This window comes from Aliiglaciecola sp. CAU 1673, from assembly GCF_029223185.1.
Classification (GTDB): domain Bacteria; phylum Pseudomonadota; class Gammaproteobacteria; order Enterobacterales; family Alteromonadaceae; genus Bowmanella.
Genome location: NZ_JARHUG010000014.1, coordinates 20503 through 32210, shown reverse-complemented (window position 1 = coordinate 32210; position 11708 = coordinate 20503). Strand labels below are relative to the sequence as shown.

The following is an 11708-nucleotide window of genomic DNA, read 5'->3' as shown; positions in this document are numbered from 1 at the left end:
GCATGCAGGTATATCCAAACCGACTGGTCGAGCAGCTGCGAAAAGGACTGCAGCCTTTCTATCTGATTTTCGGCGATGAGCCACAGCAGAAGCTGGAAAGCATCAGCCTACTGCGTCAGGCCGCCCAGCAAGCAGGTTTCGATGAACGCCATTCCCTGGTGGTCGATAGCGGCTTTCAGTGGAGTCAACTGCTGGATGCCTGCCAAAGTCTGTCCTTGTTCAGCGCCCGGCAAATGGTGGAGTTGGAATTACCCACTGGCAAACCCGGCGCAGAAGGCGCCAAGCTGCTTACCAGCCTGGCCGAATCGCCGAATCCCGATGTGTTGCTGGTGATCCACGGCGGTCGTATCGGCAAGGATGTGCAGTCTGGGAAGTGGTTTAAAACCCTGGATAAGCAAGGCGCTTATATCCCCTGCGCACCATTAGAAGGCAGAGCGTTGACCACATGGGTCGCAGATCGGGTGCGAAGCAGCGGCCTGCAAAGCGATCCGCAATTGGTCAAACTCTTATGTGATTACTGTGAAGGCAATCTACTTGCTGCCCGACAGGAAATCGACAAACTGGCTTTGCTGTTTCCTGGTGGACAGGTAGGTATAGAGCAAGCCGAGAAGGCCATGCTCGATCAATCCCGCTTTAACGTATTCCAACTGGTGGATGTGCTGTTAGCCGGTGATGCAGACAAAGCGGTAAAAATCCTTTATCGCCTGGAGAATGAGGGCGTTGAGCCGACCGTAGTGTGCTGGGCGTTGGTGCGCGAATGGCAAACCCTGTATGCCCTCAAATTTGCTCAGCAGCAAGGGACGCCCCTGAACAGTCTTTGGAATCAGTATCGTATTTGGAGCAGTCGCCAGGGGCTGTATCAGGCTGCTTTGCAACGTTTGTCTATGCAGCATCTTGAACAGTTGCAAGTGAAGCTGAGCGCATTTGATCAAGCTATCAAGCAAACCGCTGTGCCGCGTCCTTACGTTGAGCTTTGTCATCTGTGCCTGTTGTTTATGCCGATGGATCTTGCAGCCATGGAGCTGGACTATCTATGAGCGCCCTTGGGCTCTTTGGCGGCACCTTTGATCCTGTTCACTATGGCCATCTCAAACCCGTGGCCGAAGCAGCCAAAGAAGTGGGATTGGTGCAAATACGCCTGCTGCCATGCCATATCCCGCCACATAAAGCGACCCCCAGTGTCAGCGCCTCTATGCGTCTGCACATGCTGCGACTGGTTTGCGAAGATTGGCCGCTGTTTGAAGTGGACGATCGGGAGCTTAGACGCCACAAACCCTCATATAGCGTCGATACCTTAAATGAGTATCGAGAGGAGGTAGGCGATCGGCCTTTGCTGTTTTTTATGGGCATGGATTCCCTGCAAACATTGCATACCTGGTATCGCTGGCAGGAGATCCTGTCGCTATGTCACTTGGTGGTTTGTCGTCGCGGGGAATCAAAACCGACGATGGCGGTCGAAATACAAGATTTGTTGGACAGGCACCAGTGCCATGATGCCGCAGCCTTACATCATCAACCTGCGGGATCTGTCTATCTGGCGTCAACGTCCTTTGTGAACCTGTCATCCACGTCACTGCGCCAGAAACTGGCCTCAGGGAAAGTGGAGTCGGCATTGCTGCCGCCAAAGGTTCTGACCTATATTCAAGAGCATGGCCTGTATGGCTGTGAAGCGCACCAGCGCTGATTTTCATCCTGCTGAGGAGAGACTTTGGAACACGAAAAACTGAAACAGTTTGTGATTGAAAAAATCGAAGATCTAAAAGGCCGGGATATCGTCAATTTAGATGTAACCGGTAAATCCAGTTTCACAGATACCATGGTAGTTTGTTCGGGCAACTCCAAACGGCATGTGGTTTCCATTGCCGACAAAGTGGTTACCGAAGCCAAACATGTGGGTGTTACCCCCTTGAGTGTTGAAGGAGCAGACACTGGCGAGTGGGTACTGGTGGATTTGGGTGATATAGTCGTGCATGTGATGCAGGACGAAGCCAGAGATTTTTACCAACTGGAAAAGCTCTGGGGATAGTGGGGTTTCGATGCGAATGCAGTTAGTGGCGGTGGGTACCAAAATGCCTGCCTGGGTGGAACAAGGTTATCAGGAATATGCACGTCGCTTTCCACCGGATATGCCCTTGCAATTGACCGAAATCGGCGCTGGCAAGCGGGGAAGGAACGCCGATATCGCCCGTATCCTGCAAAAAGAGGGAGAACAGATGCTGGCGGCCATACCCAAAGGCAATCGTATTGTCACTCTGGAAGTCAGCGGACGTCCCTGGACCACTGAACAGTTGGCCACAGAAATGCAAAAATGGCAGATGGACGGGCGTGATGTCAGTCTCCTGGTGGGCGGACCTGAAGGATTGGCTCCACAATGCATTGACGCTTCTGAACAGAAATGGTCGCTGTCGGCGTTAACCCTGCCTCATCCATTGGTGCGTATTGTGCTGGCGGAAAGCCTTTACCGGGCATGGTCAGTTAACAGCAATCATCCTTATCACCGGGAATAATCAGCGCTATGGCACGCAAACGCGTCATCATCAGAGACCATACGGCCGAAGCCAATCTCTTCGCCCGGCGCACTTTCTTTACCCTGGTGGGCATCGCATTATTAATTTCTTTGCTGATCAGCAATTTGTATTACTTACAGGTGACCCGTCATACCGATTATCAAACCCGCTCCAACGGCAACCGCATCAAGGTACTCCCGGTAGCCCCCAATCGCGGCCTGATATACGACAGAAACGGGATACTACTGGCGGAAAACCGACCATCTTTCAGTCTGGAAATTATTCCTGAGCAGGTGGAGGACCTGGATGCGACCTTGGCCGAACTGTCCACCCTGTTGGGCATAAGCGCCGATGAAATCGAAGATTTCCATCATGAACGCAAAGGCCAGCGCCGTTTTAAACCTGTGGCCTTGCGAACCCGTTTGTCCGAACAAGAAGTGGCCCTGTTCTCAGCGAATCAGCACCGGTTCCCCGGGGTGGCGGTGGAAGCACGCCTTACCCGCCACTACCCGCAGGGCGAAGTGCTGACCCATATGCTGGGATATGTGGCCAAAATCAATAAGAAAGATCTGCAAAAACTGACCGAAGCCGGTGAAGAAGAAAACTACGCGGCCACCCATAACATCGGGAAACAGGGTGTAGAGAAATTCCACGAATCCCTGCTGCACGGCAAAGTGGGTTACCAGGAAGTGGAAGTGAACAACCAGGGACGCATTATTCGTACCCTGGATTTCAAGCCACCGGTGCCGGGTGAAGATCTGGTACTGAATATCGATGTGCGCTTACAGCAAGTGGTCAGGCAGCAGTTGGAAGGATATCGGGGATCGGTAATTGTCATCGATGCCCGTGACGGTGGTGTGCTGGCCCTTTACAGCAACCCCAGCTACGACCCCAATCTGTTTGTCCATGGCATCAGCAGCAAAGACTACCGGGCGTTATTACAGTCTCCTGACAGGCCACTTATCAACCGCGCCACTCAAGGGCAGTATCCGCCCGCCTCCACGGTGAAGCCACACATGGCCTTATTAGGTCTGGAGCAAGGGGTGATCACCCCCCAAACCCGCATGTTCGACAGTGGCTCCTATGCGCTTAAAAACGTAGAACGGAAATGGCGGGACTGGAAAAAATGGGGCCATGGCTGGGTGGATGTCACCCGGGCCATCGAAGTGTCCTGTGATACCTTCTTTTATGATATGGCTTTTCGCACCGGTATCGACAAAATTAGCGATATGATGTCCGAACTGGGTTTCGGTGACTATACAGGTATCGACCTGTATGAGGAATCCGATGCCACATTGCCCAGCCGCGGTTGGAAGAAGGCCCGATACAATCAAGCATGGTATCCCGGTGACACTGTTAACGTGGGGATTGGTCAGGGTCTGTGGACTACGACCCCGTTACAACTGGCAAAATCAGTGACGACATTGGTAAACAGAGGGCGGCGGTTTGTTCCGCAGCTAATGCGCGGCCGCTACGTGAATGGGGAATTGGTTATCAATGAGCCCAAAGAGCTGCCACCTATACAACTGCGTAATCCGGAAAACTGGGAAATCGTGCTGGATGCCATGTACGGTGTAGTTAACCGCGAGCACGGTACCGGACATAAAGCCTTTAAAGGAACCCATTATGTATCGGCCGGCAAGACAGGTACGGCTCAGGTCGTAAGCATGGCCGAAGACGAAGAGTATGATGCCGCGAAAATGGCGGAGCACTTACGTGACAATGCCATGTATATCGGTTTTGCCCCCTATGATAATCCCGAAATTGTGATTACCGTCGCCATGGAAAACGCCGGCGGTGGTGGTTCACAAGCGGCCCCCATAGCCCGACGGGTGATGGACTATTACTTTGATGGAGCCAAGCCGGAATTGGTGCTGAATAACGATGCTGCGCAGTAAACTCGAACCTAATAGACGCAGCCTCTGGCAGCGTCTGCATATCGACCCATGGTTGCTTTTGGGCCTATTGATACTTATGGGCACCGGATTGGTGGTGATTTACAGCGCCGGTGGACAAGACATGGATCTTATCCTGCGCCAGGTGATTCGCCTTGGCCTTGCATTAGGCGTGATGTTTGCCCTGGCACAAGTGCCGCCCTCTTTTTTTATGCGCGTTTCCATCTACTTCTACTTCGCAGGGATCCTCATGCTGGTTGCAGTATTATTGGTTGGCGACATAGGTAAAGGGGCACAACGTTGGCTGGATTTAGGCTTTATGCGTTTTCAGCCGTCGGAAATCATGAAACTGACAGTGCCGATGATGCTTGCCTGGTATATCAGCCGTCATCATCTTCCTCCCAGAATTTGGCAAATCATTGTTGGCTTCCTGTTGCTTTTGATCCCCACCTTGCTGATTGCCAAACAGCCGGATCTGGGGACCTCACTGCTGATTGCCAGCTCCGGTATATTTGTGATTTTCCTTGCCGGCATCAGCTGGCGACTTATCACTACAGCTGCCCTGCTGATTTCAGGATTTGTGCCCATCTTGTGGATGTTCCTGATGCAGGAATATCAAAAGCAACGGGTACTGACCTTTCTCAACCCGGAATCGGATCCTTTGGGCTCCGGATATCACATTATCCAGTCCAAGATTGCTATTGGCTCCGGCGGAGTATCGGGTAAAGGCTGGCTTCAAGGCACGCAATCGCAATTGGAATTTTTGCCGGAGCGGCATACGGATTTTATCTTCGCGGTGTTTAGTGAGGAGTTTGGTCTGATCGGCATCTGCCTGCTGCTCTGCCTGTATTGTGTTATCATCCTGCGCGGGATGATTATCGCCATGCGTGCACAAGAGGCCTATAGCAAGCTACTGGCCGGCAGTATCACCCTGACTTTCTTTGTCTATGTGTTTGTGAACATGGGCATGGTGTCCGGGCTCCTGCCGGTGGTTGGCGTTCCCTTGCCTTTGGTCAGCTACGGGGGAACGTCCATGGTGACTTTGTTGGCCGGATTTGGCATGCTGATGGCAATCAGTACCCAAAAACGAATGATGTCTCGAGAATAGCCAATCATCATGAAACCAGTTGCCTGTGCGCTTTCCCTGTTGATTTTGGCCGGTTGTGCCACCCATGAGCCCTCTGGCCGATATAGCCAGCGACATGACTCTGCCCCGGAACGATTGCCCGGCCAGATATCATTGCATGATGCCAAACCTCACTATATTGCGCCGGAAAAGCGTAAGCATAACTCCTATAAGGTCTACGGCATTAGTTACTATCCGATGCAGGATGGCCGGGACTACATCGCCGAAGGTGAAGCCTCTTGGTATGGCCAGAAATTTCATGGTTACCATACCTCTAACGGCGAAACCTATGATATGTACAGCATGACGGCGGCGCATAAGACCTTACCCCTGCCTACTTTTGTCAGAGTCACCAACCTGGCCAACAATCAGCAAGCCATCGTCAGAGTAAACGACAGGGGGCCGTTCCACGGTAACCGCATTATCGACCTCTCCTACGTGGCGGCAAAAAAACTGGATATGCTGAAAACAGGTACCGCCAAAGTGCGTATCGAAGCCATCCATGTAGAGCAAGACGGTACCACCTATATCGCCGGGCAAGTGACGCCTGCCGTCACCACCGCGCAAAACGGGTCGGTGATGATGGGAGCAATTTCGGCACCAGAACCCTTCGTCGAAACCAAACCGGTAAGCAACGGCAAAGCCTTGTTTATTCAGGTAGCGGCGCTTAGCGACAGAAATAAAGTGCAACAATTGGCAAAGGGATTAGAGAGCCTTTACCGGGTTCCCTATCACCTGCCTATGGAAAACGGCATCTACCGCCTGCGCCTCGGTCCCCTGAACGACGAGCATCAGGCCAACAAACTGCTATCAGAGTTGAAAAAAAGCGGTTATAGCAGTGCATACACCCTTTATGCTCCGCACCATCCTGCGCCCTTAGGCTAAAAGAAATTCGCACTGTCCCTGGGCACAGGAACTTCAATTAATGATATATTGTCTCACGCTTTCGTGGCCGCATTGATAACTGCCTGCCTACCCTGGCAAATTGGTTAAAAATGCAGCCAACAGGACATCTTCGAGATCGATAACAATTAAAGTGGACGGATAATGCGACACTCCAACAGACTATTTAGCAAGTTCTTCTTCGGCCTTCTATTTTGCTTCTCCTTCACCTTCACACAAGCTGCCGTGGTGGTGCCAAGCGCGCCCGACGTGGCCGCTAAAGGTTACGTGCTGATGGACTACGCCACCGGCAAGGTGATTGCAGAGTCAAATGCAGACATTCGCCTGGCGCCGGCCAGTTTGACCAAAATCATGACCGCTTATGTGATTGGTCAGGAGATAAAGAGTGGCAAGATCACCATGAATGACATGGTGTCTATCTCCGAAAACGCGTGGGCCAAGAACTTTCCTGACTCCTCTAAAATGTTTGTGGAAGTGGGAACCCAGGTCAAAGTATCCGACCTGATGCGCGGCATCATGATCCAGTCTGGCAACGATGCCTGTGTGGCCATGGCCGAGCATATTGCAGGAAGTGAAGAAGCCTTCGCCAATCTGATGAATGCCTATGCTGAAAAAATCGGTATGACCGGCAGCCATTTCGTTAACAGTCACGGTCTGGATGATCCTGAGCACTACACCACCCCAAGAGACATGGCACTGCTCTCTGCCGCCATGATCCACGACACGCAAGAAGTCTACAAAATATACTCGGAGAAAGAGTTTACCTACAACGGTATCAAGCAATACAACAGAAACAGCCTGCTGTGGGACAAGAGCCTGGCAGTGGATGGCGTAAAAACCGGCCACACCAGTGAAGCGGGCTACAGCCTGATCACCTCTGCAGTGCAGGATGACATGCGTTTGGTATCGGTGGTAATGGGCACTAACAGTGAGCGCACCCGCAAAGAGGAAAACCGCAAGTTACTGAAGTTCGGTTTCCGCTTCTACGAGACCGTTGTGCCCTATAAAGCCGGCGAGAGCTTTGTTTCTCACCCCATTTATATGGGCGATCGTGACACTGTTGAATTGGGCGTAATTGGTGATACCCCTATTACCATCCCAAGAGGTCAGCGTAAGAACCTGCAAGCTAACTTTGAGCTGAATAAAAAGCTGGAAGCACCTTTAGCCAAAGGTGAAGTGGTCGGTACCTTGTACCTGCAGCTTGAAGGTGAAGACGTTGCATCCTACCCGCTGGTGACCTTGCAGGAAGTAGAAGAAGGCGGTCTGTTTAAGCGTTTGGTGGACTACGTTAAATTGCAATTTAGCAGCGAAAGTTAATCCCCGCCAGAACACAAAAAGTCGGCTTGCGCCGGCTTTTTGTTATTTTTGCTGCAGCAAATCAAACCACAGGCGCTTATCAGCCACCGGCGTATCCTTTGGCAATATCGGATTGTCCAGGGTAAAAATGCGACGCTCTGCCATTTTTGCTTGCTCCAGCATGGGCGCATATTCAGCCATAAACAACGCTTCAAAGCGGCCATTGTCGAGAATGCGCTGTAATCCACTTTGAATTAAATTGGCTAATACCACATTGTTTTTATTGACGAAGTAATAGGTAGCAGTTGGATAGTAGAGCGCTAAGTGACTCTCAATTTGCAGTTGCTCCTGATTTTTCCACTCATCCCAGATTTCCACCACAGAGCGAGGGAAAAAGTCAGCCTTTCCTTCGAGCATCATCTGGAACAATTGTTCGTAATCAGGCCCTGTCACCGCATCTAAACCATTGGCTTGCAGGATCTTAGTGTCTGGCCAGTCATGTCCTGAAACCGGTCGATAGGCAGTTAGTTGCTCAAAACTCCGGATCCCCTGAAACCACTTTTCATGCTCTGGTTTAATCAAGAACAACCTTACCCCTACCAGGCCTTTGTAAATGGGGATACGAATAGGCAAAAGGTCTGCCTCCCGCTGGTTGTCGGTCATACTCCAGACAACATTCACTTCGCGATTGGCTTGTAACTGCTTTAATGCCTTGCTTTGCAACAGGATGCGTTCAGAAGGCATTAACTTATAGTTGACCCCGGTAGCATTAAGGGCTTCACTCAACAACCGCAAAGGGTAATTGGGACGCTCATCTTCGGCAGTCAAGGGTCTGGGATAATATATCTGCCAGATAGCTGCATGGGCAGGCAGCATGAAAGCAGTTAGCAAGGCCAAGGCCAAGGCCAATTTTATTTTATTAGTTTTCATTACCTTGCCGGTTTATCAGTGCATCAAGTTTCTGCTCTTCATCATCCAACACACAGACCAGTAATGACAAGTCCCCGAGCTCTGTTCTTTGCACAGTGTAGGAACAAAAGCAGTCCATCAGTTCCTGACCGCTTCTATCGCTGCAATGCCATTTCACTGAAGTAAAATAAATGTTTTCTGATAATGGCATCACTTGGCGAACATCGACTTCAAATTGCTCTATTCCAGCTGTTTTTAACCTGTCTATCCAGCCCTGAATATGCTCCTGTAAACGCTCAGTTGAGCTGTACACTTGCTTGGACTTATCACTGATAATAACAACGGGTACGTGATACTTTGCACAAATGGCAGCCACATCGCCTTTGGAATAGGCCGTTGCATACTGCTCAAAGAACTCCCTCATTTGCTGCATCAAAAGCTCACTCCAGAATATCTACTCGATGCCTATAAACTTATGCGTTTGTAAAGATAACCGCCAGTTTCGTGCAATACAGGTTTGCACCGCCAACTCAGTAGCCCGTTTTTGCTGACTGATGGGCTGTAAATAAATCAGTGCCTTCGGATTAGTCGCCGGCCGCGCCAGCAATGCATCTAACTCTTCAATATGCTTTTGCATAGCTACCGGGTGCTTAATTTCATCGGCCCGGGCAAGGGCCTGATCCAACACCTCGTACCCCCCTTTCATATTGACCTTGGGCGATAGAGTCACCCAAGTGCCAGGCGACACCTGAATATCGAAGGTACCACTGGTTTCAATTTGTACCGAGTAACCATGCTCTAACAACAGGGCGGTCAGTTCGCGAAGATCGTACATGGCCGGTTCACCACCGGTCAGCACCACATGCCTGGCGCGGTAACCTTCCTTTCCAAACAGCGCCAACAAATCTGCCGGCGTGGTAGAGAACCAACATTCTGACTCAGCTGTTTTCGCCAATACCTGCTCGGCGCTTTGCTCCAGTTCGGGGTGAATCTCCCAAGTATGTTTGGTATCGCACCAGGCACAGCCCACTGGACAGCCCTGCAAACGGACAAATATGGAAGGCACGCCAGTAAAGCTGCCCTCACCTTGAATGGATTCAAATACTTCGTTGAGCTTAAGTTCGGTCACGGGCAGATTTTCCTGGGCGCTAAATTTCTTTTAGAATCGACAACCCGACGATTATAAAGAAGCACAGCAAATGGCACAAAAGGTGGTAGTGATATTTTCAGGCGGTATGGATTCTTTTACCGTTTTAAACAAGGCATTTCGGCAGGGCCATGACGTGTATGCCCTGACGTTCGATTACGGGCAACGCCATTGTAAGGAAATCGACTATGCCGCCAAGGTATGTCAGGAGTTGGGCATTTCTCACAAGGTTATCGATATTCGTTCCATCAACGGCATTCTGGCCGGCTCCTCTCTAACCGATGATATTGACGTGCCAGAGGGCCACTACGCCGAAGACAATATGAAAAGTACCGTGGTGCCAAACCGCAATATGATCCTGTTGTCGCTGGCAGTAGGCTATGCGGTCTCACTGGGTGCAAACAAAGTTTACTATGGCGCCCATTCCGGCGATCACACTATTTATCCTGACTGCCGCCCCGAGTTTGTAAAAAGGATGAATGATGTCTGCGCTATTGCTAATTACGAGCCAGTGGAAATTGTTACGCCTTATCTGAACGACAGTAAAATTGAGATCCTCGCCGATGGCCTGGCGATGGGGCTGGATTACAGCAAAACCTGGACTTGTTATAACGGCAGGGAGAAAGCCTGCGGAAAATGCGGAGCGTGCGACGAGCGTCTGGAAGCCTTCAGAATAAACGGTGTCAGCGATCCTCTGGAATATGAAGTATAAGGACAATCACAGTCCTCCCAGGTAAAGGAGGACTGTGCGGCTATCTAGCCCTGCTGGGCAAAATAGGCGATTTCCCTGACACAGTGTTTCAGTACAGGGTTAAGAATGGTGTTTTTGCCGTTGATGGCAAAAAGCTCATGTTTGAATTCAAACTCTTTGCCGCCAACCGGGACCAGTCCCAGGGCTTTGCCCCTCTCCCCGACCATATTATCGGGCAACAGTCCCAGATAATTGCCGGTTAAGACCGCACTCAAACAGGACTCAAAGGAATCGGAGAAGGTGTGAATGGCCATGCGCTGGTTTTCGCCGATGTAATTGGCTGAAGACATGCCGGTAATGCCGATACTGGAGTAGTCCTCTAATCTGACCTTTTCGGGCAGTGCATCCTGATACTTGGCCAGGGGATGAGACTCATGACAATACAAGCGTCCCATGTTTGACACGCCAAGGGAATGAAATACCAAGGACTCCGGCTTGACCATATCGTAGCTGGATACCACCAGATGACATTCACCAGACAGCGCCACATGCTCCACTTCGTTATACAAGCGGGTTTGAATATTGAAATGAATGTCCTCAAACTTCTGCATGGTGCTTTTCACGGCCTTGCTGATTGCCAGTATCAGCGCATCGGGCAAATTGGCCATCATCACCAGGGTAATATGTCCGGAAAAATCATCGTGCAGACTTTTAAGGTTAAAAACAAAGTTATCGAAGGAATTGAAGATGCGCTTGGTTTCCTGAAAAACCACCTCACCTTCTTTGGTCATCTGAAACCCGCCGCGACCGCGATGGCATAGCACCAAATCCAGACGCTCTTCCAACTTTTTAATAGCGGCGCTGATATTGGGTCTTTGCATGCGAAGTACCGGCTCCGCAGCAGTAAAACCGTTACAGGATGCCACGGCGTAGAATACGCGCAGCAGCTTTATGTCGGATTCTTGCAGTCTGTTTAGCATGGGTCTCAGATCTTGTTATAGGTATGCTGAATTATACTACACCCCTTTTATCATTACTGGCAAACAACAAAAAAGGCATAATTTTTGTCATTCCTTTGAGATGAAGCACTTGAGGCCCTATTTGCGCTGGAATTTGCCTAACAAATTTGTCTTTTCGCTGTTCAGCAGAGCAAAGCCTGGGTATGCTGAGACAGATGTGCACTTTGTCAGGATTTGACAAAGACAAGATGTGTAGACGTTACCCGGTACCAGGA

At 50.5% G+C, this 11708-nt stretch carries 13 protein-coding genes; 9 read left to right on the top strand and 4 right to left on the bottom strand.

The annotated features are described in order from the left end of the window. The first annotated feature begins 2 nt into the window (after positions 1 to 2). From holA to P2G88_RS13830, 8 genes are all read left to right on the top strand, one after another. A complete protein-coding gene (gene holA / locus P2G88_RS13865; RefSeq protein ID WP_275796947.1) occupies positions 3 to 1037 on the top strand; it encodes a DNA polymerase III subunit delta in 1035 nt (344 codons plus the stop codon). Next, positions 1034 to 1684 (top strand): nicotinate-nucleotide adenylyltransferase, encoded by a 651-nt coding sequence (gene nadD / locus P2G88_RS13860; RefSeq protein ID WP_275796945.1) that lies wholly within the window; start codon positions 1034 to 1036, stop codon positions 1682 to 1684. Before holA ends, nadD begins: the two co-directional genes overlap by 4 nt. A gap of 24 nt (positions 1685 to 1708) precedes the next feature. Further along, positions 1709 to 2026, top strand: a complete 318-nt coding sequence (rsfS, locus tag P2G88_RS13855; RefSeq protein ID WP_275796944.1) for a ribosome silencing factor — start codon at positions 1709 to 1711, stop codon at positions 2024 to 2026. A 10-nt stretch (positions 2027 to 2036) separates the two neighbouring features. After that, entirely contained in the window at positions 2037 to 2507 is a 471-nt protein-coding gene (gene rlmH / locus P2G88_RS13850; RefSeq protein ID WP_275796942.1) for a 23S rRNA (pseudouridine(1915)-N(3))-methyltransferase RlmH, read from the top strand. An 8-nt stretch (positions 2508 to 2515) separates the two neighbouring features. Continuing rightward, complete coding sequence (gene mrdA, locus P2G88_RS13845) at positions 2516 to 4405, top strand: penicillin-binding protein 2 (RefSeq protein ID WP_275796939.1); 1890 nt, start codon at positions 2516 to 2518, stop codon at positions 4403 to 4405. Beyond that, positions 4392 to 5510: a rod shape-determining protein RodA gene (gene rodA / locus P2G88_RS13840; protein WP_275796937.1), complete on the top strand. Its 1119-nt coding sequence runs from the start codon at positions 4392 to 4394 to the stop codon at positions 5508 to 5510. The genes mrdA and rodA overlap by 14 nt, the downstream gene beginning before the upstream one ends. Positions 5511 to 5519: 9 nt before the next feature. After that, positions 5520 to 6413 carry a septal ring lytic transglycosylase RlpA family protein gene (locus P2G88_RS13835; RefSeq protein WP_275796935.1) on the top strand — a complete coding sequence of 298 codons (894 nt, stop codon included), beginning with the start codon at positions 5520 to 5522 and terminating at the stop codon, positions 6411 to 6413. Positions 6414 to 6575: 162 nt separating this feature from the next. Beyond that, a complete protein-coding gene (locus P2G88_RS13830; protein ID WP_275796933.1) occupies positions 6576 to 7748 on the top strand; it encodes a serine hydrolase in 1173 nt (390 codons plus the stop codon). Between the two features lie 42 nt (positions 7749 to 7790). On the opposite strand, the gene P2G88_RS13825 is transcribed toward P2G88_RS13830, so the two are convergent. From P2G88_RS13825 to queE, 3 genes are read right to left on the bottom strand one after another with little or no spacing between them, the layout of a single operon-like run. Further along, positions 7791 to 8657 (bottom strand): amino acid ABC transporter substrate-binding protein, encoded by an 867-nt coding sequence (locus P2G88_RS13825; RefSeq protein WP_275796931.1) that lies wholly within the window; start codon positions 8655 to 8657, stop codon positions 7791 to 7793. After that, on the bottom strand, positions 8647 to 9069 hold the full coding sequence (locus P2G88_RS13820) for a hypothetical protein (protein WP_275796929.1): 423 nt from the start codon (positions 9067 to 9069) through the stop codon (positions 8647 to 8649). The genes P2G88_RS13825 and P2G88_RS13820 overlap by 11 nt, the downstream gene beginning before the upstream one ends. A gap of 21 nt (positions 9070 to 9090) precedes the next feature. Beyond that, entirely contained in the window at positions 9091 to 9765 is a 675-nt protein-coding gene (queE, locus tag P2G88_RS13815) for a 7-carboxy-7-deazaguanine synthase QueE (RefSeq protein ID WP_275796927.1), read from the bottom strand. 70 nt (positions 9766 to 9835) lie between these two features. Between queE and queC the strand changes: the two genes are divergently transcribed. Further along, positions 9836 to 10495 carry a 7-cyano-7-deazaguanine synthase QueC gene (gene queC / locus P2G88_RS13810; protein WP_275796924.1) on the top strand — a complete coding sequence of 220 codons (660 nt, stop codon included), beginning with the start codon at positions 9836 to 9838 and terminating at the stop codon, positions 10493 to 10495. A 44-nt stretch (positions 10496 to 10539) separates the two neighbouring features. Here queC and P2G88_RS13805 read toward each other — a convergent pair whose 3' ends face one another. Beyond that, on the bottom strand, positions 10540 to 11454 hold the full coding sequence (locus P2G88_RS13805; protein WP_275796922.1) for a LysR family transcriptional regulator: 915 nt from the start codon (positions 11452 to 11454) through the stop codon (positions 10540 to 10542). Between the last annotated feature and the right edge of the window lie 254 nt (positions 11455 to 11708).